The 21,575-nt window shown below is 71.5% G+C and carries 20 protein-coding genes; 10 read left to right on the top strand and 10 right to left on the bottom strand.

Annotation, left to right across the window (positions count from 1 at the left end; all coding sequences use genetic code 11):
- Window positions 1-78: 78 nt before the first annotated feature.
- Together IE94_RS0120115 and IE94_RS0120110 are read left to right on the top strand one after the other, a co-directional pair.
- Entirely contained in the window at window positions 79-1,077 is a 999-nt protein-coding gene (locus IE94_RS0120115) for a membrane protein (protein ID WP_030186247.1), read from the top strand.
- Window positions 1,078-1,480: 403 nt separating this feature from the next.
- A complete protein-coding gene (locus IE94_RS0120110; RefSeq protein ID WP_106977926.1) occupies window positions 1,481-2,143 on the top strand; it encodes an HAD family hydrolase in 663 nt (220 codons plus the stop codon).
- Here the strand turns inward: IE94_RS0120110 and IE94_RS0120105 are convergent.
- Window positions 2,092-2,370, bottom strand: a complete 279-nt coding sequence (locus IE94_RS0120105; protein ID WP_030186242.1) for a hypothetical protein — start codon at window positions 2,368-2,370, stop codon at window positions 2,092-2,094. The two genes, IE94_RS0120110 and IE94_RS0120105, sit on opposite strands and share 52 nt — an antisense overlap.
- A 216-nt stretch (window positions 2,371-2,586) precedes the next feature.
- Here IE94_RS0120105 and IE94_RS0120100 point away from each other — a divergent pair, with 216 nt between their 5' ends.
- Window positions 2,587-4,221 carry a recombinase family protein gene (locus IE94_RS0120100; protein ID WP_030186241.1) on the top strand — a complete coding sequence of 545 codons (1,635 nt, stop codon included), beginning with the start codon at window positions 2,587-2,589 and terminating at the stop codon, window positions 4,219-4,221.
- A gap of 99 nt (window positions 4,222-4,320) precedes the next feature.
- On the opposite strand, the gene IE94_RS40410 is transcribed toward IE94_RS0120100, so the two are convergent.
- Window positions 4,321-4,569 carry an ATP-binding protein gene (locus IE94_RS40410; protein WP_167343971.1) on the bottom strand — a complete coding sequence of 83 codons (249 nt, stop codon included), beginning with the start codon at window positions 4,567-4,569 and terminating at the stop codon, window positions 4,321-4,323.
- Window positions 4,570-4,842: 273 nt separating this feature from the next.
- Here IE94_RS40410 and IE94_RS41555 point away from each other — a divergent pair, with 273 nt between their 5' ends.
- Window positions 4,843-5,226 carry a cold-shock protein gene (locus IE94_RS41555; RefSeq protein ID WP_003974650.1) on the top strand — a complete coding sequence of 128 codons (384 nt, stop codon included), beginning with the start codon at window positions 4,843-4,845 and terminating at the stop codon, window positions 5,224-5,226.
- A gap of 25 nt (window positions 5,227-5,251) precedes the next feature.
- Here the strand turns inward: IE94_RS41555 and IE94_RS0120090 are convergent, their stop codons facing one another.
- Genes IE94_RS0120090 through IE94_RS0120075 form a run of 4 tightly spaced genes read right to left on the bottom strand, consistent with a single transcriptional unit; the run spans window position 5,252 to window position 8,781 of the window.
- A complete protein-coding gene (locus IE94_RS0120090; RefSeq protein WP_030186239.1) occupies window positions 5,252-6,109 on the bottom strand; it encodes a 1,4-dihydroxy-6-naphtoate synthase in 858 nt (285 codons plus the stop codon).
- Window positions 6,099-6,806 (bottom strand): futalosine hydrolase, encoded by a 708-nt coding sequence (locus IE94_RS0120085; protein WP_037923021.1) that lies wholly within the window; start codon window positions 6,804-6,806, stop codon window positions 6,099-6,101. The genes IE94_RS0120090 and IE94_RS0120085 overlap by 11 nt, the downstream gene beginning before the upstream one ends.
- A 15-nt stretch (window positions 6,807-6,821) precedes the next feature.
- Window positions 6,822-7,331: a hypothetical protein gene (locus IE94_RS0120080; protein ID WP_030186234.1), complete on the bottom strand. Its 510-nt coding sequence runs from the start codon at window positions 7,329-7,331 to the stop codon at window positions 6,822-6,824.
- 58 nt (window positions 7,332-7,389) lie between these two features.
- Window positions 7,390-8,781, bottom strand: coding sequence for an MFS transporter (locus IE94_RS0120075; RefSeq protein WP_030186233.1), 1,392 nt, complete (start codon window positions 8,779-8,781; stop codon window positions 7,390-7,392).
- A gap of 344 nt (window positions 8,782-9,125) precedes the next feature.
- Here IE94_RS0120075 and IE94_RS0120070 point away from each other — a divergent pair, with 344 nt between their 5' ends.
- From IE94_RS0120070 to IE94_RS0120060, 3 genes are all read left to right on the top strand, one after another.
- Window positions 9,126-10,052 (top strand): DUF3027 domain-containing protein, encoded by a 927-nt coding sequence (locus IE94_RS0120070; RefSeq protein ID WP_030186231.1) that lies wholly within the window; start codon window positions 9,126-9,128, stop codon window positions 10,050-10,052.
- A 172-nt stretch (window positions 10,053-10,224) separates the two neighbouring features.
- Window positions 10,225-13,353 carry a sacsin N-terminal ATP-binding-like domain-containing protein gene (locus tag IE94_RS0120065; protein WP_030186229.1) on the top strand — a complete coding sequence of 1,043 codons (3,129 nt, stop codon included), beginning with the start codon at window positions 10,225-10,227 and terminating at the stop codon, window positions 13,351-13,353.
- 171 nt (window positions 13,354-13,524) lie between these two features.
- Window positions 13,525-14,283 (top strand): hypothetical protein, encoded by a 759-nt coding sequence (locus IE94_RS0120060; RefSeq protein WP_030186227.1) that lies wholly within the window; start codon window positions 13,525-13,527, stop codon window positions 14,281-14,283.
- Between the two features lie 4 nt (window positions 14,284-14,287).
- Here IE94_RS0120060 and IE94_RS0120055 read toward each other — a convergent pair whose 3' ends face one another.
- Together IE94_RS0120055 and IE94_RS0120050 are read right to left on the bottom strand one after the other, a co-directional pair.
- Complete coding sequence (locus IE94_RS0120055) at window positions 14,288-16,696, bottom strand: HAD-IC family P-type ATPase (protein WP_030186225.1); 2,409 nt, start codon at window positions 16,694-16,696, stop codon at window positions 14,288-14,290.
- A 99-nt stretch (window positions 16,697-16,795) separates the two neighbouring features.
- Complete coding sequence (locus IE94_RS0120050; protein WP_030186222.1) at window positions 16,796-17,083, bottom strand: DUF2530 domain-containing protein; 288 nt, start codon at window positions 17,081-17,083, stop codon at window positions 16,796-16,798.
- A 203-nt stretch (window positions 17,084-17,286) separates the two neighbouring features.
- Here IE94_RS0120050 and IE94_RS0120045 point away from each other — a divergent pair, with 203 nt between their 5' ends.
- The gene (locus IE94_RS0120045) at window positions 17,287-18,744 is read left to right on the top strand and encodes an NCS2 family permease (RefSeq protein ID WP_030186218.1); all 1,458 of its coding nucleotides are present in this window, start codon (window positions 17,287-17,289) and stop codon (window positions 18,742-18,744) included.
- A gap of 10 nt (window positions 18,745-18,754) precedes the next feature.
- On the opposite strand, the gene IE94_RS0120040 is transcribed toward IE94_RS0120045, so the two are convergent.
- Window positions 18,755-18,937 carry a ribbon-helix-helix protein, CopG family gene (locus tag IE94_RS0120040; RefSeq protein WP_171987311.1) on the bottom strand — a complete coding sequence of 61 codons (183 nt, stop codon included), beginning with the start codon at window positions 18,935-18,937 and terminating at the stop codon, window positions 18,755-18,757.
- 155 nt (window positions 18,938-19,092) lie between these two features.
- On the opposite strand from IE94_RS0120040, the gene IE94_RS0120035 reads away from it, so the two are divergent.
- On the top strand, window positions 19,093-19,530 hold the full coding sequence (locus tag IE94_RS0120035; protein WP_003974639.1) for a MarR family winged helix-turn-helix transcriptional regulator: 438 nt from the start codon (window positions 19,093-19,095) through the stop codon (window positions 19,528-19,530).
- 26 nt (window positions 19,531-19,556) lie between these two features.
- Window positions 19,557-20,921: an MFS transporter gene (locus IE94_RS0120030; RefSeq protein ID WP_030186215.1), complete on the top strand. Its 1,365-nt coding sequence runs from the start codon at window positions 19,557-19,559 to the stop codon at window positions 20,919-20,921.
- Between the two features lie 35 nt (window positions 20,922-20,956).
- Here the strand turns inward: IE94_RS0120030 and IE94_RS0120025 are convergent, their stop codons facing one another.
- Entirely contained in the window at window positions 20,957-21,517 is a 561-nt protein-coding gene (locus IE94_RS0120025) for a Uma2 family endonuclease (protein ID WP_030186213.1), read from the bottom strand.
- Window positions 21,518-21,575: the final 58 nt, after the last annotated feature.

The raw sequence follows: 21,575 nt of genomic DNA, 5'->3' as shown, positions 1-21,575 counted from the left end.
GGCCGGACGGACCGGATTCGGTACCTTCGTCCGACGGGGTACGCCGGAGTACCGCAACGCACCGCCCCGGAGGGGAACGTGGGGATCGAGAGCGACCAGGTCGTCTTCGAGTATCTGAGCCGCGTCGGCGACGTGGCCCAGCAGCGGCAGCTGCCGTCGGCCACCCGGATGCGGCTGGTCTCGGAGCTGCGCAACGAGATCGACCGGCACCGGGCGAAGACCACCGTGGACAGCCCCGCGGCCGTCCGCCGCATCCTGGACCGGCTCGGCGACCCCGACGACATCGTCACCGCGGCCGGCGGCACGAGCGCCGTGGGCCAGCAGGCGGCGCCGCCGCCCACCGCCGTGCCCGAGCAGCGGGACACCGAGGCCCGCGACGCCGAGCGGCGCAAGGGCCGGCGGCGCCCCGCACCCGAGCCCCCGGCCGCGCGCCCGGCCGCCTCCCCGCCCCACCTGGCGAGCGCGCGGGAGCTGGGTGACGTCGGCGACGGGCAGCCGGACTGGTGGCGGGTCGACGACGGCCCCTTCGCCGGTGGGGGGCTGGGCGACAGCGTGCCCGGGTTCGTCGGCGGCGTCGAGATCCCGGAGCTGCTCAGGAAGCCGCCGAGCGCGGAGGACGAGGCGGGGCGGAAGGACCCCGCGGGGCCAAGGACGCCGGTGGCGGAGGCCGAGGAGCCGGCCGCCGGGGCCGTGGAGAAGCGGGGGGTCCGCCGCCTGCCCCGGCCGTGGCCCGAGGGCGGCTGGAACAACCCCCTCCTCCTGCTCGGCGCGGCCCTCCTGATCGTCGGCGCCGCGCTCGGCAGCCTCGTCCCCCTCGGCCTGGGCTGGCTGATCGCCTACCTCTCGCGCCGACTGACCCCGGCCCAGTCGAAGTGGGCCGTCCTCGGCCTGCCCGGCACGGTCGCCGCCGCCGGCGTCGTCTGGCTGTGGGGCCGCACCGAGGGCCGCTGGGGCGACCCGGTCGCCGAGGGCCACATGAACGACGCGATCACCGAGACCTGGCCCTGGGTCCTGCGCACCGCCGCCGTGGCCACCGCCCTCTACCTCCTGTGGCGCTCCCGCCGCCCTCACGGGTGAGCGGCCTGGCGGGTGAGCGGCCTGGCGGGTGGTCGGCCCGGCGGGTGAGCGACCTGGCGGGTGAGCGGCCCTTGCGGGTGAGCGACCCCGTGGGTGGTCGGCCCGGCGGGTGGTCGGCCCGGAGAGTGACCGCTTCTGCGGCTGACCGGCCCGGCGGGTGGTCGGCCCGGAGAGTGACCGCTTCTGCGGCTGACCGGCCCGGCGGGTGGTCGGCCCGGAGAGTGACCGCTCCTGCGGCTGACCGGCCCGGCGGGTGGTCGGCCCGGAGAGTGACCGCTCCTGCGGCTGACCGGCCCGGCGGGTGACCGCCCCGCGACTGACCGCCCCCGCGACTGACCTCCCCCGCGGCTGACCGACCCGGTGGCCGGCCGGGTCCGGCGGGGGGCCCGGCACAATGGGGGCCATGGCATCCACGACCCGCCCCGCGCCCACCGTCGGCTTCGACCTCGACATGACGCTGATCGACTCGCGGCCCGGCATCCGTGCCTGCTACCTCGAACTGAGCGCGCGCACCGGGACGCACGTCGACGCGGACCTGGCCGTCACCCGGCTCGGGCCCCCGCTGGCCGAGGAGCTGGCCCACTGGTTCCCGGCCGGGGAGATCGAGGCCGTCGCCGACCTGTACCGGGAGATCTACCCGGCGTACGCGATCGAGCCGACGCTCGCCATGCCCGGCGCCCGCGAGGCCGTCGCCGCCGTGCGCGAGGCCGGCGGGCGGGCCGTCGTCGTGACCGCCAAGTACGAGCCGAACGCCAAGCTGCACCTGGCCCACCTCGGCATCGAGCCGGACGCCGTGATCGGCGGCCTGTGGGCCGAGCAGAAGGCCGTCGCGCTGCGCGAGCACGACGCGGACGTCTACGTAGGCGACCACGTCGGCGACGTACGGGGGGCCCGCGCCGCCGGTGCCCTGTCGGTGGCCGTGGCCAGCGGGCCGTGCGACGCCGGGGAACTGCGCGCGGCGGGCGCCGACGTGGTCCTCGCCGACCTCGCGCCGTTCCCGGCGTGGCTCGCGGCCTACCGGGACGGCGAGGGCGACGCCGCGGGACTCGACGCGGCGCGCGCCTGACGCCGCCCGGCGGCGATCGACCGCAGCACCCCGGCACCGGCGACCAGGAAGCCCACTCCCATCAGCATGCTCAGCCCGAACATGTAGGTGGGGAAGGGCGTCGTGCCCAGCAGCAGCGGGGCCACCGTGACCAGAGTGGCCACGGCGCCGACGAAGAAGACGATCGCACCGGCGCGGATCAGCCGGTCGCCGGGCGCGGCGGAATTCGTTTGGGTTTGTTCACGCACTCGACCAGGGTAGTTCCCAGGCCTGGGGAACAACCGGGGGACGTCTTGTCACCGGCCTGAAGACCATTAGCCTTGGTACCGGCGGGTCAGGACGACCCGCCCAAGTGCTATCAAGAGCCGTTTCCGAGCAATTTTCGACGAGTGCGAGGAGGAGACGTGCCTACCGGCAAGGTAAAGCCGGTTACCTAGGCACACAGACTCCGCTAGCCTCTCCTCATGACACTCGGTCTGCGCTACCTCGCCTGTCTCCGCCTGTCTGCCGACTCGGACGGCTCGACGTCCATCGAGTGGCAGCGTGGCGTGATCCGACACCACGTCAGTTCTCCTCACCTCTCCGGCGTCCTGGTGGGAGAGGCAGAGGACACGGACGTCTCAGGGTCCATTAGCCCCTTCAAGCGCCCCAAGCTTGGACGCTGGCTCACGAAGCGAGCCGATGAGTTCGACGTGATCATTGCAGCCAAGATGGACCGGCTTACCCGTCGCTCAATGCACTTCAACGAACTCTTGGAGTGGGCACAGGAGAACGACAAGTTCATTGTCTGCGTAGAAGAGGGATTCGACCTCTCCACCTCTCAGGGGAAGATGATGGCTCGCATGACTGCCGTCTTTGCTGAGGCCGAGTGGGACGTCATCCAGGCACGCATCCTGAACGGCGTACAGACACGTCTAGAGAACCGTTCTTGGCTTACCGGCGCTCCTCCTACCGGCTACCGGATCAAAGCTACAGAGGGCGGTAAGCGCAAGATCCTGGAGATTGACCAGGACTTCTACCCGTACGTGGAGGAGATCTTCCGCCGAGTCAGTGAGGGGCAGTCCACTCACCGGATTGCACGTGACTTCAACGGCCGAGGAATTCTGACATGGGGAGACCACCTCCGGAAATTGAAGGGGGAGGAGGCCAAGGGAACTCAGTGGCAGGCAACCATCATCAATAAGTTCATCCGCTCCTCTTGGGTTCCCGGTATCTACACCTACAAGGGGGAAGCCGTTCTAGATAACGACGGGGAACCCATCGTTCTCCCCGAGAAGCCTCTAGCGTCCATGGATGAATGGACAGGCTTGGTGGACCGGATCAAACCGGAACCCAGGCCGGAGGGAGCCCCTACGGGAAGCCGGAACAGCGCTAAGAGTCTCCTGTCCGGCATTGGCCACTGTGGGGAGTGTGGAGCGCCGTTCACTTCTCTCATGGGCTCTGGGCACACCAGGAAAGACGGCACGAAGGTTCCCGGACACAGGTACTACCGCTGTTCCAACAAGTTCAAGGGCGGCGCGTGTACTACCGGAGCGTATATCCGGGCGGACGTACTAGATGCATGGGTTGACCAGGAAGTAAATGGCTCTATCGGTAAGTGGGAGATGTACGAGAGGGCGGGTAAGGGTCCGTCTCAGGAAAGGGAACTCCAGTCGGCTAAAGCGCGTCTGGCAAAGCTGGAAGCGGATTACGAGTCTGGGAAGTACGACGGAGAGGGGCAGGATGAGTCCTACTGGCGTATGAACAAGAACCTTTCAGGGAAAGTTGCTCTCCTGACTAAGCAGGAAGAGGAAAGGGCAAACCCGACTCTGAAAGCCACGGGTAAGAAGTACGGGGAAGTCTGGGAGTCGAAAGACCAGGAAGACCGTAGGGAATTCCTCCGCACCTATCAGGTCAAGGTGCACGTCTGGAGCAAGGGGGCGGATGAGAAAGAACCGGGATTCGTCATGGATCTGGGAGATATCCAGACCATGGCGCAGGAACTGTCTATTTCGCACCCCTCCCCGGGGGGAAAGCTGAATAGGCTGGTCGCCGCCCATAACGTTCCAGAGAAGTACCGGCGCAAGCATCTGGGTGCTGGAGCTATTCTGCACCCCTGAGAGGTCGCTAGACGCTCCCGAGAGCAGAAGAGAGCCCCTGGATACCTTCCCGAGTATGGAAGGGCGTCACAGGGCTTTCTGCTGTCTGTGGTCGGCTAGCTAGTCGTGCGGCTCGAACCAAACAGTCTTGCCGTTCAGGTAGTTACCGTGTCCGTCGTTGAACTCTCGGTGCTTCACTCCCCACTTGTCGGCAAGGTGATGAACGAGGATTAAACCCCGTCCGCTCTCTGCCTCAACTCCGGAGGCAGCGATGACAAGGTCTTTGGGGGAGGCATCGTCAACCTCAACCCGAATGAAGCCATCAAGGCGAAACCAGCTCTGAGAAGAGAAGGCTTCCGCTCTCCTCATGCTGGTTGGCTTCTACTCGTGCCAACCACTTCTGGAAGACATGACGCGAGAGCGGCGCGCTTCCCTCAACAGCCGACCAACGCCATGCCTTGGCCGATGCCCCGCCTGGTCTCCTTCGTGGCTAGCGCTTCGCTTGGGGAGGGCAGTAGCCGGATGGGGGTCGTGTGTCCGTTTGCCCTCATGTGCAGGTGGGGAGAGGGCCGGTAGGCTGGTTCGACGGCCGACGGACAGCAGTACCAGGGCGTACCTGGGGTGACCGAGGGAGTGTGTGCTTTGCCGACTGGCAAGGTCAAGTGGTTCAACAGTGAGAAGGGCTTCGGCTTTCTCTCCCGCGACGACGGCGGTGACGTCTTCGTCCATTCCTCGGTCCTCCCCGCCGGAGTCGAGAGCCTGAAGCCGGGGCAGCGCGTCGAGTTCGGTGTCGTCGCCGGACAGCGCGGCGACCAGGCCCTGTCGCTTGCCCTGCTCGACCCGGCCCCCTCGGTCGCGGCGGCGCAGCGCAAGAAGCCGGACGAGCTGGCCTCCATCGTGCAGGACCTGACGACGCTCCTGGAGAACATCACGCCGATGCTGGAGCGCGGCCGCTACCCGGAGAAGACGGCGGGCAAGAAGATCGCCGGGCTGCTCCGGGCGGTCGCCGACCAGCTCGACGTCTGACCGCCGTCCCGCCGGGGGCGCCCCGTTAGGGGAACGCCAGCGCGTCCGGGCCGAGGGCCGGTACCAGGCCCTCGGCCGCGGCGCGGGTCAGCAGGCCGCGGATCGCCGCGTAGCCGTCCTCGCCGAGGTCGGCGGTGAACTCGTTGACGTACAGCCCGATGTGCTGGTCGGCGACGGCCGGGTCCATCTCCTGCGCGTGCTCCATGACGTACGGCCGGGAGGCCTCCGGGTCGTCCCAGGCCGCGCGGACGGAGCCGCGGACGGCGTCGGCGAGGCGGTTGAGCGTCTCGGCGCCCAGCGAGCGCTTCGCGATGATCGCGCCGAGCGGGATCGGCAGCCCGGTGGTCCGCTCCCAGTGCTCGCCCATGTCGGCGAGCTTGTGCAGCCCGTAGTTCTGGTACGTGAAGCGCGCCTCGTGGATCACCAGCCCCGCGTCGACCTTCCCGTCCCGCACGGCCGGCATGATCTCGTGGAAGGGCATGACCACGATCTCGCCGACCCCGCCGGGCACGGTCTCGGCCGCCCACAGGCGGAAGAGCAGGTAGGCGGTGGACGTCTCGCTGGGCACCGCGACCGTACGGCCCCGCAGGTCCGCGTCCGCCCGACGGGTCAGCACCAGCGGACCGCAGCCCCGGCCCAGCGCACCGCCGCACGGCAGCAGGGCCCAGTCGTCCAGGACGTAGGGCAGCACGGCGTACGACACCTTCAGGACGTCGAACTCGCCGCGCTCGGCCATGCCGTTGGTGATGTCGATGTCCGCGAAGGTCACGTCGAGAGCGGGGGCGTCGGGGGCGCCCGGGACGCGGCCGTGGGCCAGGGCGTCGAAGACGAAGGTGTCGTTCGGGCAGGGGGAGTACGCGATCCGCAGGGGTTCAGTCGTCATGTGGGTTCCAACTCGTGAGGACGGGTGCGAGCTTCCCGAAGGCGTCCGTGAGTGCCGCGAGCGCCTCGCCGACGCGCCAGGCGGCACGGTCGCGCGGGCCGACCGGGTTGGAGACCGCGCGCAGTTCCAGGACGGGCACGCCGTGCGCGGCGGCGGCCTCGGCGACGCCGAAGCCCTCCATCGCCTCGGCCAGGGCGCCGGGGTGGCGCTCGCGCAGCAGTGCGGCGCGTTCCGCGGTGCCGGTGACGGTGGAGCCGGTGAGGACGGTGCCGGGCCGGGCCCCGGTCGCCTCGGCGACGGCGCGGACCAGACGGGCCGGCGGGAGATGGGTGACGGTGCCGAAGCCGAGGTCGGTGACCGGCAGGAAGCCGTCGGCGGTCTCGGCACCCAGGTCGGCCGCGGTGATCGCGTCGGCGACGACGAGCGAGCCGACCGGTGCGCCCGGGGCGAAGCCGCCGCCGATCCCGGCCGAGACGACCAGGTCGTAGGGGGCCGCGTCGAGGGCCGCGGCGGTCAGCGCGGCGGCCGTGGAGGCGGCGGCGAGGGCCGGGCCGACCCCGGCGGCCAGCAGGTCCCAGCCGTCCGGCAGCCGGTGCAGGACGATCCCGGGGCGCGGGACCTCGGTGCCCGGCGCGGGGAACGCCCGAGCCACCGCGTCCCGTTCGACGGGGACCGCGGTGGCCACGAGGAGGTGCACGGAGGACGTGGGCGGTCAGTCCTTCTTCAGCTTGAAGACCCACACACCGGTGATGTTCTGGCTGTCGTCCTTGCCGTCCCGGGCCGCGACGGCGACGTTCGTCGAGTTGCCCTGCGCGCCGTACTGCGCGTTGAAGAACACGCTGCCCGGCACGGTCCGGTAGGTCTTGTCGCTGTCCTCGACCAGCTGCTGACCGTTCATCAGGATCGTCCAGTGCTTGTCGGCGACGTCCGGGTCGACGCCGAACCGCACGGTCTCGTCCTGGTCGACGGTGATGGTCTTCGCGTCCTTGTCCTTCAGGCACTTGTCGATCTCGGCGGCCGAAAGGGTCTTGCCCTCTCCGCCGCAGGTGGCCTCGGAGCTGACCGAGTCACTGCCGACGGTGATCGTCGCGATCGGGGTCGGCTCGTCACAGGCGGACAGCAGGAGAAGTCCGGCGGACACGGCGCCTGCGGCGGCGACGGCGCGGCGGCGTCGCGCAACGCGGTGTCCGAGAGCGGCGGTGCCGCGGGGCAACGTGGTCATGGCCGAAGGCTATACGGCGCCCCGGGCCCGTCCCCCACCTGGGTACGGCGTGGCGTGGTCACGCCACTCTCGGCCGAGTCCGTCCCCCGTGCCGGGCCGAGTCGAGCAGTCCCCGTACGGTCGTCAGCCACCCGGCGGCGATGATCGCGGCGGCCACCGACAGGCCCAGCGTGCCGTTGAGCGGCAGCACGATGCCGACCGCGCCGCCGAGCACCCAGGAGACCTGGAGCAGTGTCTCGGAGCGGGCGAACGCCGACGTGCGCACCAGTTCCGGCACGTCGCGCTGGATCAGCGCGTCCAGCGACAGCTTGGCCAGCGCCTGCGCGAACCCGGCGACCGCCGCCAGGCACGCCACCAGGAAGGCGCTGAAGAACACCGCGGCGACCACCGCCGCGCCCAGCACGATCGCGACCACCGCCACGATGATCACTTCCGGGGCCCGGGAGCGCAGCCACGCCCCGACCGCGGTGCCCAGCGCGTTGCCCGCACCGGCCGCGACGCCCACGATTCCCAGCGACACCGCGGCGCTCTGACCGGTCATCGGGTGCACCCGCAGCAGGAAGGCCAGGAAGAAGATCAGGAAGCCGGTCAGACAGCGGATGGCGGCGTTGGCGGCCAGCGCGTGCGTCACCGCCGGGCCCACCGTGCGCAGCCCGGGTCGCTTGCCCCGCTTGCGCAGCGGCCCCGGCAGGTGCTCCTCGTCCGCGGCGAGCAGGGCCCGGTCCTCGCCGCGCGCGGAGTCCACCTTCCGCGGCAGCGTGAACGACAGCACGGTGCCCGCCACGAAGATCACGAAAGCGCCGTACAGCGGCCAGCGCGGTCCCACCTGCTGGAGCCCCGCCCCGATCGGGGCGGCGACGCCGGTGGCCAGCAGTCCGCACAGGGTGACCCGCGAGTTCGCCTTCACCAGGGAGACCTTGGGCGGCAGCAGCCGCGGCACCACCGCGCTTCTGACCACCCCGTACGCCTTCGAGGCGACCAGCACGCCCAGCGCGGCCGGGTACAGCTCGATGCCGCCGGTGACCACCGCGCCGGACAGCACCAGCGCGAGCACCGCGCGGGCGGCCATCGCGCTCGCCATCGCGGCGCGGCGGCCGTGCGGCAGCCGGTCCAGGAGCGGACCGATCACCGGCGCGAGGAGGGTGAAGGGCGCCATGGTGATGGCGAGGTACAGCGCGACCCGCCCGCGTGCCTCGTCGGTGGGGACGGAGAAGAAGACGGTGGAGGCCAGGGCGACGGTGATCATCACGTCCCCGGCGCCGTTCACCCCGTGCAGTTCGATCAGTTTGCCGAGGCCCGACTCGCCGGCGCCGTGCGCGTGTGTCGCCCGCCGGATGCCGCGCGCCGTCCCGGTCACCGGCAGGCGCAGCGCCCGGCCGAGCGCACGGAACCGGGGGCCGGGGCCGCGCCCACGGCTCCCGCGCTTGAACTCCGTCCGTGCGGCTGCCACCCCGTCATAGTGCCCCGTCAGCGGCGGCTGTAGCGTCGATACGGCACGTATGGCGGTGATCGGGTCGGGTGACCGGGAGGCCGGCACCGCTCGGGAACACAGGCTCGTACCCCGCCGAAACTCCCGTCGGTGTAGGCCCAGGGCACATGAGCAGGTAGCGTGCGTAGCGCGCCGTGGCGAACGTTCTCGGCCGCGCGCCGTACGGCCATCCCGCAGAATGGATGACGTAGGTGCGCCCGAGCGCGATCGGGCGCGGACGTCGACGCGGTCCACAGGTCCGCTCCGTCCGCCCCTCGCACTCAGCGGCGCACTCGTGAGACGGCGTATGGAGAGAAGCGATACCTGTGAGCGCAGCGACAACGCGAAGCCGCACCCCTGACCGTCTGTGCGCCGAGGCCGTCGACCTCGCCCGCGCCGCAGCCGAGGAGGCCGCCGCCCCCGGCGTCGTCGGCGAGCACGAGGGCATGGTGTCGGAGGGCGACCGGGTCGTCACGCACTACTTCGCCTGCAAGGAGCTGGGGTACCGGGGCTGGCGCTGGGCCGTGACGGTGGCCCGCGCCTCCCGCGCCAAGATCGTCACGGTGGACGAGGCGGTGCTGCTGCCCGGCCCCGACGCGCTGCTGGCCCCCGAGTGGGTGCCGTGGAGCGAGCGGCTGCGGCCCGGTGACATGGGTCCCGGGGACCTGCTGCCCACCGACGCGGACGACCTGCGGCTGGAGCCGGGCTGGACGGGTGAGGACGAGCCGCCGCCGAACTCGGTCGTCTCCCACGAGATGGCCGACCTGGTCGAGGCCGAGGATGCCGAGGTGACCTCCGGGCCGCCCGCCGAGCTGTCGACCGTCCCGGCCCGCGGCACGATCTCGGCGGTCGCCGAGGAGCTGGGCCTGCGCCGCACCCGGGTGCTGTCCCGGTACGGCCTGCACGTCGCCGCCGACCGCTGGGAGGAGGGCTACGGCCCGAAGACCGCGATGGCCCAGGCGGCCCCCGCCTCCTGCGTCAGCTGCGGCTTCCTCGCCCGGATCGGCGGTTCGCTCGGGCAGGCCTTCGGGGTCTGCGCCAACGAGTTCTCCCCGGCCGACGGCCATGTCGTGTCGCTGGCCTACGGGTGCGGCGGGCACTCCGAGGCGGCGGTCATGCCCAAGCCGCCGCGGGTGGCTCCGCCGGTGATCGACGAGACGCGGGTGGACCCGTTCCCGTTGCGGCCCGCCGCGGATTCCGGCTCGGTGCCGGTGAGCGAGGACCAGGCGTCGGCGGAGCTGGGGCACTCGTAGCGCGGGTGCGGTCTTCGGCGCGGGTGCGTCGTGGCTGGGGTCCCCGGGGGCTGCGCCCCCCGGTCCCCCCCTTCGGCCTTGACGGCCTCGTCCTCGAACTCCCCCGGAGGGGGCACCCCCCGACGGGCTGGTTGGGCGGTACCTTCGTGGTCCGTCGATGAGGAGAGTCACCGTGAGCATGTTCGTACGGCCTGCCGCCGAGGGTGCGGATCCGTTCGGGACGGCACGTCTGCGGCGCGGGGTGCTGGACGCCTGGGCGACGAGCCCGGCCCGGTTCCGTGAGGACGCCAACGCGGAGGAGGACCTCGTCCTCGGCGGTTACCGCGACCGGCTGGTCGTCGAACTCGCGCAGAACGCCGCCGACGCCGCCGCGCGGTCCGGCGTGCCCGGCCGGCTCCGGCTCACCCTGCGCGACGGCGTCCTCGTCGCCGCCAACACCGGCGCCCCGCTGGACGCGACCGGCGTCGAGTCGCTGTCCACGCTGCGCGCCTCCGCCAAACGGGACACGGAGCAGGGCGCGGTCGGCCGGTTCGGGGTCGGCTTCGCCGCCGTCCTGGCCGTCACCGACGAGCCCGCCGTCGTCGGCCGGCACGGCGGGGTGCGCTGGTCCCTGGCCGAGGCCCGGGACCTGGCCGCCGACACCGCCCGGCACAGCCCCGGCCTGGGCGACGAGATCCGGCGGCGCGACGGGCACGTCCCGCTGCTGCGGCTGCCGTTCCCCGCCGAGGGCAGCGCCCCCGCCCCCTACGACACGGCCGTGATCCTGCCGCTGCGCGACACAGCCGCCGCCGACCTCGCCGAACGGCTCCTGCACGGCGTGGACGACGCCCTGCTGCTCGCCCTGCCGGGCCTGGCGGAGGTGGTGATCGAGGCCGGGGACGAGGTCCGCACCCTCTCCCGTCGGACCGAGGGCGGCCTGACCGTCGTGGCGGACTCCGGGGAGGGCACCACCCGCTGGCGCACCGCCGCCGCGCACGGCCCCCTCACCCCCGACCTCCTCGCCGACCGGCCGGTCGAGGAGCGGCTGCGCCCCCACTGGTCGGTGACCTGGGCGGTGCCCGTCGACGCCGACGGCGCCCCCGCCCGCCCCCGCACCAGCCCCGTCGTGCACGCCCCGACGCCCAGCGACGAGCCCCTCGGGGTGCCCGCCCTGCTGATCGCGTCCTTCCCGCTGGACGCCACCCGTCGGCACACCGCGCCGGGACCGCTCACCGACTTCCTGACGGAACGGGCCGCCGACGCCTACGCCGGGCTGCTCGCCGACTGGCGGCCGGTCACCGCCGGTCTCATCGACCTCGTGCCCGGCGCGCTGGGCCGGGGCGAACTGGACGGCGCGCTGCGGCAGGCAATCCTCGACCGGCTGCCCCGTACGTCCTTCCTGCCGCCCGCCCTACCCTCCGCGGGCCAGGACGCGGAGGACGACCTTCCGGAGTCCCTGCGGCCGCGCGACGCCGAGGTGGTGGAGGGCGCGGGCGCCGACACCGTGCGGGTGCTGGCCGAGGTGCTGCCGACGCTGCTGCCCGCCGGTCTGGAGCGCCGCGCGGAGCTGCGCTCGCTGGGCGTGGCCCGGGCGCCGCTGACCGACGCGATCGACCGGCTGGCGGGCCTGGAGAAGGCGCCCGCCTGGTGGCGCGGACTCTACGACAGCCTCGCCGGCGTCGACCCCGACCGGCTGTCCGGGCTGCCGGTGCCGCTGGCCGACGGCCGGACGACCATCGGGCCCCGGCAGACGCTGCTGCCCTCCCCGGAGGCCGCCTCCCTCGACCCGGAGGTCCTCACCCGCCTCGGTCTGAAGGTCGCCCATCCGGACGCCGCGCACCCGCTGCTGGAGAAGCTCGGCGCCCTCCCGGCCACCCCGCGCGCCGTGCTCACCACCCCGCAGGTCCGGGCGGCCGTCGCCGCCTCCCTGGACGAGGAGGGCGGGACGAACTGGGAGGAGGACGCCCTGGACGCCGAGGAGTTGGCCGACACCGTCCTCGGCCTGGTCCAGGGCGCCGGGCTCGACCCCGGGGACGAGCCCTGGCTGGGCGCGCTCGCCCTGCCCGACGAGGACGGCGAACTCTCCCCGGCGGGCGAACTCGTCTTCCCCGGCGGACCGTTCGCCCAGGTCATGCGCGAGGACGAACTCGCCGCCGTGGACGGCGAACTCGCCGCCAAGTGGGGCCCCGAGCCGCTGGCCGCCTGTGGGGTCCTCGTCACCTTCGCCCTCGTGCGCGCCACCGACGTCGTCCTGGACCCCGACGAACTGGAGCCCCGCGAAGGGGACTTCGCCGAGCCCGACGACGCCGGACTCCTCGACGCCGTGGACGTGTGGAGCGAGGACGTCCTCGACCGCTTCCCGGACACCCCCGTCCCGCCGGTCGCCACCGAGATCGTCGCCGTGCGCGACCTCGACCTCGTGGACGACGACCACTGGCCCGAGGCGCTCGCCCTGCTGTCCCGGCCGCCGCTGCGCGACGCGCTCGTCCAGCCCGTGCGCGTCCTGCTGCCCGACGGCACCCACGAGGTCGTCCGGCCGTACACCGCGTGGTGGCTGCGCGGGCACCCGGTGCTCGGCGGACGCCGCCCGGCGGGCCTGCGCGCGGCGGGCGGCGACCCGCTGCTGCGGGGCCTGTACGACGAGGCCGACGCGACCGGCTTCGAGGACGAGCAGGTGCTGCGGGCGCTGGGCGTGCGCACCTCGGTCGCCGCGCTCCTCGACGAGCCCGGCGGCGCGGCCGAACTCCTGGACCGCCTCGCCGACCCCGACCGCCCGGTCACGGCCGCCCAACTGCACGCCCTGTACGGGGCGCTGGCCGAGCTGGACCCGGAGCGGGTCACCCTGCCGGACGAGGTGCGGGCGGTGCTCGACGGCGAGGTGCGCGTGGTGGACGCCGCCGACGCGGTCGTGGTCGACTCGCCCGACCTGCTGCCGTTCACGTCGGGCGTGCCGCTGCTGCCGGTCCGCCCGGCCCGGGCCGCCGAACTGGCGGAGCTGTTCCAGGTGCGGCGGCTGAGCGAGTCGGTCACCGGGCGCGTGGACTCCGAGGGCACCGAGCACGACGTACCGGAGCCGGTGCGGGTACTGCTCGGGGCGCGGACCCCGGCGTCGTACGTGGAGCACGGGGAACTGGTCGTCGACGGGGTGGAGATCGACTGGCGGCTGACGAACGACGGTGCGGTGCACGCGGCGACGCTGGAGGGCGTGGCGGCCGGTCTCGCCTGGGCGGCGGGCCAGTGGCCGCGGCGCTTCGAGGTCGCGGCCCTGCTGGAGGACGAGACGCGCACGGCGGAACTGGCCCGGGACCGCTGGTTCGACTGAACCGCTCCGCCCGAGGAGACCTGATGTGAAGGTGCGCACACCATTCCTTCACTTCCCGTACAACCATCGCGCCGTGCCGTGGATCTATGAGGCGAGTCAGCAGACTCACGACCCTCCGGGTCCCGTCACGGTGACGACCGCCGGGGCCCCTTGTACCGACGTGGGGAACACATGCGCACACGAGTCCTGGTGGCGGCCGCCACCGGCGCCCTGGCCCTGACCGCCCTCGCCGTCCCGGCCGCCCAGGCCGACGGCGGAAGCGGCGACACCCGGATCACCAAGGTCGTCGTCGACGGCGACAACAAGGTGTCCATCGGCACCGGCAGCGCCAAGACCTTCTCGGTCAGCGTGACCGCCACCGACGACTCCGGCATCCTGGGCGCCGACTCCTTCGACCTGAAGGGCCCGGGGTACGGCTACGAGTCGACGGGCAAGCCGACCTGCAAGAAGGTCAGCGCGACCACCTCCACCTGCACGGCCTCGGTGAAGATCGACCCGCGGACGGACTACCTCGCCAACGCGATGGCCGGCACCTGGTACGTCGACGCCTGGATCGACGCCAAGGACGGCGACTTCGTCTGGAAGAGCAAGGCCGGGTCCTTCAAGTTCCAGCGCGGCAGCGCCCTGACGACCAACGCCTCGCCGGAGCCGGTGAAGAAGGGCAAGACCCTCACGGTCACCGGCAAGCTGTCCCGGGCCAACTGGGAGACGCTCAAGTACGGGGCGTACTCCGGCCAGTCGGTGCAGCTCCAGTACCTGAAGAAGGGTGCGAAGGCGTACATCGTGCTGAAGACCGTCAAGAGCAACTCGGCGGGCAACCTCAGCACCACCGTCAAGGCCGGCGCGGACGGCTACTACCGCTACGTCTTCGCCGGCAACTCGGCGTCCGGGGCGATCACCTCGGTCTCCGACTTCGTCGACGTGAAGTAGCCCGCTACGCGGGGAAGCGGCGGCCGACCCACCTCCACAGGAGTTCCAGGACGGCCGCCGCGACCACCGCGATGCCGACGGCGGCCCACGGCAGGGTCACGCCCACCAGCTTCAGCGCGAAGAAGTCCTGGAGCCACGGCACCACCAGCACGATCAGGAAGCCCAGCCCCATCGCCGCGACCAGCAGCACCCGCCACCACGTGTACGGCCGGGCGATGATCGCCAGGACCCACATCGAGACCAGGAACAGCGTCAGCGTCGCCGCGCTGGTCTCCGCGTCCAGCGCGCCCGGTCCCGAGTAGTGCTGCCGGGCGACGAGGTACGTCACGAAGGTCGCCGCACCCGCCACCACGCCGCCCGGGATCGCGTACCGCATCACACGCCGGACGAAGTGGGGCCTGGCCCGTTCCCTGTTCGGGGCGAGGGCCAGGAAGAACGCGGGGACGCCGATGGTGAGCGTCGAGAGCAGGGTCAGGTGGCGGGGCAGGAAGGGGTACTCGACCTGTGAGCAGACCACCAGGATCGCCAGCAGCACCGAGTACACGGTCTTGACCAGGAACAGGGTCGCCACCCGCGTGATGTTGCCGATCACCCGGCGGCCCTCGGCCACCACCGACGGCAGGGTGGCGAAGCTGTTGTCGAGCAGCACGATCTGCGCGACCGCCCGGGTCGCCTCCGAGCCGGAGCCCATCGCCACGCCGATGTCGGCGTCCTTGAGCGCGAGGACGTCGTTGACGCCGTCGCCGGTCATCGCGACCGTGTGGCCGCGCGACTGGAGAGCGCCCACCATGTCCCGCTTCTGCTGCGGGGTGACCCGCCCGAACACCGTGCCCTCGTCGAGCGCGCCGGCCATCTCCTCCCGCTCGGCGGGCAGCCGGCGCGCGTCCACGGTGGCCCCGGTCAGCCCCAGCTTGGCGGCGACCGCGCCGACCGACACCGCGTTGTCGCCGGAGATGACCTTGGCGCGCACGTCCTGGTCGGCGAAGTAGCGCAGGGTGTCGGCGGCGTCCGGGCGCAGCCGCTGCTCCAGGACGACCAGGGCGGTGGGTTCCGCCCCCTCGGCGACCCCGGGGTCGTCCAGGGCGCGGGTGGTGCGGGCCAGCAGCAGGACCCGCAGGCCCTGCTCGTTGAGCCGCCCGGTCTCGGCGAGCGCCGGGTCGTCCTCGGCCAGCAGCACGTCCGGCGCCCCCAGCAGCCAGGAGCCGGTGGTGCCGTCGCCCTCGTCGAAGGTGGCGCCGCTGTACTTGCGGGCGGAGGAGAAGGGCAGCGACCCCGTGCACTGCCACGCCCCGGCGGACCCGTCGACCGGGTAGGTGTCGATGATCGCCTGGAGGGAGGCGTTGGGGCGCGGGTCCGAGGCCCCGAGGGAGCCGAGCACGGTACGCACGTAGGGCTCGTCGGCGCCGTCGAGCAGGCGCAGGTCGGTGACGTCCATGCCGCCCTCGGTGAGGGTGCCCGTCTTGTCCAGGCAGACGGTGTCCACCCGGGCCAGCCCCTCGATGGCGGGCAGCTCCTGCACGAGGCACTGCTTGCGGCCGAGCCGGACGACGCCGATCGCGAAGGCGACGGAGGTGAGCAGCACCAGGCCCTCGGGGACCATGGGCACGATGCCGCCGACGGTGCGCGCGATCGAGTCGTCCAGCTCGTTGTCCTCGGCGAGCAGCTGGCTCAGGATCAGGCCGATCGCGGTCGGGACCATCATCCACGTGACGTACTTGAGGATGGTGGAGATGCCGGAGCGCAGCTCGGACTGGACCAGCGTGAAGCGGGAGGCCTCCTCGGCGAGCTGCGCGGCGTACGCCTCGCGGCCCACCCTGGTCGCCCGGAAGGCGCCGCCGCCCGCGACCACGAAGCTGCCCGACATGACCTGGTCGCCGGGCTGCTTGACCACCGGGTCGGCCTCACCGGTCAGCAGCGACTCGTCGATCTCCAGGCCGTCCGCCTCGACGCACACTCCGTCGACCACGGCCTTGTCGCCGGGGCCGATCTCGATGACGTCGTCGAGCACGATCTCGGAGGTACTGATCTCGGCGGGCTTCCCGTCCCGGCGCACCGTCGGCCGGACCTCGCCGATCACGGCCAGCGAGTCGAGGGTCTTCTTGGCCCGCCACTCCTGGACGATGCCGATGCCGGTGTTGGCGAGGATCACGAAGCCGAACAGGCTGTCCTGGATCGGCGCGACGAACAGCATGATCACCCAGAGCACGCCGATGATCGCGTTGAACCGGGTGAAGACGTTGGCGCGGACGATGTCGGGCAGGGAGCGGCTGCTGCGCACCGGCACGTCGTTGACCCGGCCGCGCGCGACCCGTTCGGCGACCTGGGCCGCCGTGAGTCCGGTCGCGGGCGAAGAGGCGTCGACGGCGTGCGCCGCGTGCGCGGGATCGCGTCTGTCCGCGTCGAGATGCGTCATGCATTCGACGGTACGTGCGGTTTTGCGGCTTCACCCACCGAGTGCGCGGAAGACCCGACCTGGGTACGAGGCGTACCGGCGCGGTGTGCTGCTCTGGTACTACGCGGTGGGACGGTCCGCCTGCGCGCCCCGGGGTCCCTGTGCGGCGGCGTCCCGCTTGATCGCGGCGTCGCGCCCCCGGACGTACCAGATGCCGATCAGGCCGAGTCCGGCCCCGGCCAGGCAGGTCCACACCCACCAGGTGTGCCCGTGGTCGTCGAACCAGCCGTAGAAGGGCAGCTGCACCAGGAAGAGGACGAACCAGAGGATGGTGCCGCCGACGATGGTCGGGACCACGGGGCCCTCCAGGGGCTCCGGCGCCTCGTGCGTGGGTGTCCACTTCGTCATGCGTACAGCTTACGAGGCGCGTGCGAACGGGTTGACGGTGCGGCGCCACACGGTGCTTATGCGGGTCTACGCGCGGAGATAGCGATCTGTGGCTCATACGTTCATACTGAACCCGTTTGTCTCTGACCACTTTCATTCGTAGAAAACACCAATAGGAACACCGACAAGGCCGTGGGGGAACCTGTTGGTGATGAGGTCTCCGCATGTCCACCTCGGCCTCCGCCAAGGTCCCCCCGTCCCCCGAGCCGCCGCAGGACCGGCGCCCCCCGCAGAACGGTCTCGACCGTTACTTCAAGATCTCCGAGCGCGGCAGCACCCTGCCCCGTGAGATCCGCGGCGGTTTCGCCACCTTCTTCGCGATGGCCTACATCATCGTGCTGAACCCGATCATCCTGGGCAGCGCGAAGGACATGTACGGCCACCAGCTCGACAACGGCCAGCTGGTCACCGCCACCGCGCTGACGGCCGCCTTCACGACGCTGCTGATGGGCGTCATCGGCAACGTGCCGATCGCGCTCGCCGCCGGTCTCGGCGTGAACTCCGTCGTCGCCCTCCAGCTCGCCCCGCGGATGTCCTGGCCGGACGCCATGGGCATGGTGGTGCTGGCCGGTTTCGTCGTCATGCTGCTGGTCGCCACCGGGCTGCGGGAGCGCGTGATGAACGCGGTGCCCTACGGACTGCGCAAGGCCATCTCCATCGGTATCGGCCTGTTCGTCATGATCGTCGGCCTCGTCGACTCGGGCTTCATCACCCGCATCCCCGACGCCGCGCAGACCACCGTCCCGCTCCAGCTGGGCGTCGGCGGGCATCTGCACGGCTGGCCGGTCCTGATCTTCGTCCTCGGCGTGCTGCTGACCCTCGCGCTGATCGTCCGCAAGACGCCGGGCGCCATCCTGATCTCCATCGTGGTGATGACGGCCCTCGCGCTGATCATCAACGCGCTCGTCGACATCCCGTCCTGGGGCCTGACCACCCCCGAGTGGCCCGGCAACCCCGTCGCCACTCCCGACTTCGGGCTGGTCGGCGAGGTCAGCCTGTTCGGCGGGTTCGACAAGGTCGGCGTCCTGACCGGTGTGCTGTTCGTCTTCACCGTGCTGCTGTCGTGCTTCTTCGACGCGATGGGCACGATCATGGGCGTCGGCGACGAGGCGAAGCTGACCGACGGCGAGGGCCAGATGCCGGGCATCAACAAGGTCCTGTTCGTCGACGGCATCGCGGTCGCCGCGGGCGGTGCCAGCTCCTCCTCCGCCACCACCTGCTTCGTGGAGTCCACGGCGGGCGTCGGCGAGGGCGCCCGCACCGGCTTCGCCAACATCGTCACCGGTGCGCTGTTCGCCCTGGCGCTGTTCCTCACGCCGGTCGCCACCATGGTCCCGTCGCAGGCGGCGACCCCGGCGCTGATCGCGGTCGGGTTCCTGATCCTGGCCGGTTCGATCAGGGAGATCGACTGGTCGGACTTCACGATCGCCATCCCGGCCTTCGTGACGATGCTGATGATGCCCTTCACCTACTCGATCACCAACGGCATCGGCATGGGCTTCATCACCTTCGCGGTGCTGCGCCTGGCGGCCGGACGGGGCCGCGAGGTGCCGGTGGCGATGTACGTGGTGTCGGCGGTCTTCGCCTTCTACTACCTGATGCCGGCCCTGGGCCTGACGTGATCCCGCGGGGTCACGGCACCCCGTAGAACCGTTCCGTCTCCTCCACGGCGGACTGGAAGCGCTGGTCGAAGTCATCGCGAATGAGCGTCCGGACGACATAGTCCTGGACGCTCATTCCTCTTTTCGCCGCATGGTCCCGGAGCCGGTCGAGCAGCTCCCCGTCTATGCGCAGGCTGAGCACGCTGGTCCCCATGGGCACGAGGGTCGCCCCGGGCGCCCGGGTGATGCTCCGTTTCCGGAAATGACTCACTCGTACGGGTGAACTGCGGGTTTCAGTGGCGGGCGTCACGGGCACACGGCCGGTCGAGCGTTGGTATTTCGCTAGCCTAATGAGTTACGCTAAGGAACATGCCGGACCTCAAGCATGGCGACGACGCCGCCGCCGTGAACTCCCTGCGCTCCGCCGTGATGCGGTTGTCCCGTCGGCTCAAGCACCAGCGGGTCGACGAGTCGCTCAGCCCCACCGAGATGTCGGTGCTGGGCACCCTGTCCAACTGCGGCAGCGCGACCCCGGGCGAGCTGGCCCGCAAGGAACACGTGCAGCCGCCGTCCATGACCCGCATCGTGGCACTCCTCGAGGCCAAGGGCCTGGTCCGGCTGGAGCCGCACCCCGAGGACCGGCGCCAGAAGGTCGTGACACAGACCGAGCAGGCCGTGGTGATGCTCGAGGAGAGCCGCCGCAAGCGGAACGCGTTCCTGGCCACGCTGGTCGAGGGGCTCGACGAGGACGAGTGGGCGAAACTGCGCGCCGCCGCCCCCGTGCTGGAGAAGCTCGCACACAAGTAAGCAGTTCTCGCGAGGAGGCGAACCTTTTGAGTACGGGATCCGGAGCAGCTTCCGCCCCCGCACCTGACGGCCACGACACCCCGACCACCACCCCCGGCGGCCCCCGCAGGACGTCGATGTTCGCCTCCCTGAAGGTCAGGAACTACCGCCTGTTCTTCCTGGGCCAGGTCGTCTCCAACATCGGCACCTGGATGCAGCGCATCGCCCAGGACTGGCTGGTGCTCAGCCTCACCGGCTCCTCGGCCGCCGTCGGTATCACCACCGCCCTCCAGTTCCTGCCGATGCTGCTCTTCGGCCTCTACGGCGGCGTCCTCGTCGACCGCCTGCGCAAGCGGCCCACGCTGCTGGTCACCCAGTCCGCGATGGCCCTGACCGCGCTCGCCCTCGCCGTCCTCACCCTGAGCGGCCACGTCCAGGTCTGGCACGTCTACGTCGCCGCCTTCGCGATGGGCCTGGCCACCGTCATGGACAACCCGGCCCGCCAGTCCTTCGTCTCCGAGCTGGTCGGGCGGGACCAGTTGCAGAACGCGGTCAGCCTGAACTCGGCCAACTTCCAGTCCGCCCGGCTCGTCGGCCCCGCCGTCGCCGGTCTGATGATCACCGGAGTGGGCACCGGCTGGGCGTTCCTCGCCAACGGCCTGTCCTTCGTGGCGCCGCTCAGCTGCCTGCTGCTGATGCGCGCCCGCGAGCTGCACACCGTCCAGCGCGCCCCGCGCGGCAAGGGCCAGCTGCGCGAGGGCCTGCACTACGTCGCCGGGCGCCCCGAGCTGATCTGGACCATCGTGCTGGTCGGATTCATCGGCACCTTCGGCTTCAACTTCCCGGTGTTCCTGTCCGCCTTCGCCGACGACGTCTTCCACGCCGGAGCCGGGGCGTACAGCCTCTTCAACACCCTCATGGCCGTCGGCTCCCTGGCCGGCGCGCTGCTCGCCGCCCGCCGCGGCACGACCCGGCTGCGTGTCCTGATCGCGGCGGCCCTCGGCTTCGGCGCCCTGGAGATCGTCGCCTCGACCGCGCCCGAGCTGTGGCTCTTCGCACTGCTCATGGTCCCCATCGGCGTCTTCAGCATGACGGTCAACGTCACCGCCAACACCAGCATCCAGATGTCCACCGACCCGGCCATGCGGGGCCGCGTGATGGCCCTGTACATGATGGTCTTCCTCGGCGGCTCCCCGGTCGGCGCCCCGATCGTCGGCTGGGTCACCGACACCTACGGCGCCCGGGTGGGCTTCGCCGCGGGCGGCGCGGTGGCCGCCACCGCCGCACTCGTCATCGGCCTGGTCCTGGCCCGCGTCGGCAACCTGCGCCTGTCGGTCGGCTGGCACCGCGGCCACCCCCAGGTCCGGTTCGTACCGCGGGAGCGACGGGAGGCGCTGGCACCGGTGGCGTAGGCCGGTTCAGGTGCCGGTGCGGTGCCGGTGCCCGGTCAGTCGCGGGGGAAGTCGTCGGTCTTCAGGGCGAGACCGACGACGGTGCCGGTCAGGTCGACGTCCTCGCCGAAGCCGAAGCTGACGGCGGCGTGGTACTTGCCGTCCCGCGGCAGGGTGTGCAGGTGCCACTCGCCGGCGTACGGGTCGACGATCAGGTACACCGGGACGCCGGCGGCGGCATAGGCGTCCTTCTTGGGACCGTGGTCGTTGCCCGCCGTGCTCCGGGAGACGACCTCGGCGACGAACTCGACGTCGTCGGGACGCCAGTGGCCCCTGTCGTCCTTCCGGGCCCCTTCGGCCAGGGCCACGACGTCGGGGGCGAAACCGTTGAGATACCCCGGGTAGTCCATGCGGACGTCGGACAGAAGGCGTCTGCGGGCGTACCTGGCACGCAGCTGCTCGAGAAGGGCCATGGTGATGTCCCAGTGGGTGTCCCGCTGGGGCCACAAGAAGATGTGGCCACCGACGATCTCGGACTTGTGGCCCTCGGGAACGGGCATTCTCTCCAGCCAGTCGAACAGCTCGTCGAGCGTGAGTTCGCCCCTGCCGTAGGTCATGCGTGTCCTGCCTTCCCGGAACCGGCGCGGCCGCCCGGTACAACGACGCGGACGACGC

This window comes from Streptomyces violaceorubidus (assembly GCF_000717995.1).
Lineage (GTDB): Bacteria > Actinomycetota > Actinomycetes > Streptomycetales > Streptomycetaceae > Streptomyces > Streptomyces violaceorubidus.
Note: the sequence above shows the minus strand (reverse complement) of the source record. Positions and strands in the feature narration are given on the sequence as shown.

Coding starts and splice junctions, on each gene's coding strand:
- IE94_RS0120100 (WP_030186241.1), top strand. CDS start 2,587: ATGACACTCGGTCTGCGCTACCTCGCCTGTCTCCGCCTGTCTGCCGAC.
- IE94_RS0120110 (WP_106977926.1), top strand. CDS start 1,481: ATGGCATCCACGACCCGCCCCGCGCCCACCGTCGGCTTCGACCTCGAC.
- IE94_RS0120025 (WP_030186213.1), bottom strand. CDS start 21,517: ATGACCTACGGCAGGGGCGAACTCACGCTCGACGAGCTGTTCGACTGG.
- IE94_RS40410 (WP_167343971.1), bottom strand. CDS start 4,569: ATGAGGAGAGCGGAAGCCTTCTCTTCTCAGAGCTGGTTTCGCCTTGAT.
- IE94_RS0120050 (WP_030186222.1), bottom strand. CDS start 17,083: ATGACGAAGTGGACACCCACGCACGAGGCGCCGGAGCCCCTGGAGGGC.
- IE94_RS0120045 (WP_030186218.1), top strand. CDS start 17,287: ATGTCCACCTCGGCCTCCGCCAAGGTCCCCCCGTCCCCCGAGCCGCCG.
- IE94_RS0120055 (WP_030186225.1), bottom strand. CDS start 16,696: ATGACGCATCTCGACGCGGACAGACGCGATCCCGCGCACGCGGCGCAC.
- IE94_RS0120090 (WP_030186239.1), bottom strand. CDS start 6,109: ATGACGACTGAACCCCTGCGGATCGCGTACTCCCCCTGCCCGAACGAC.
- IE94_RS0120080 (WP_030186234.1), bottom strand. CDS start 7,331: ATGACCACGTTGCCCCGCGGCACCGCCGCTCTCGGACACCGCGTTGCG.
- IE94_RS0120040 (WP_171987311.1), bottom strand. CDS start 18,937: ATGGGGACCAGCGTGCTCAGCCTGCGCATAGACGGGGAGCTGCTCGAC.
- IE94_RS0120035 (WP_003974639.1), top strand. CDS start 19,093: ATGCCGGACCTCAAGCATGGCGACGACGCCGCCGCCGTGAACTCCCTG.
- IE94_RS0120060 (WP_030186227.1), top strand. CDS start 13,525: ATGCGCACACGAGTCCTGGTGGCGGCCGCCACCGGCGCCCTGGCCCTG.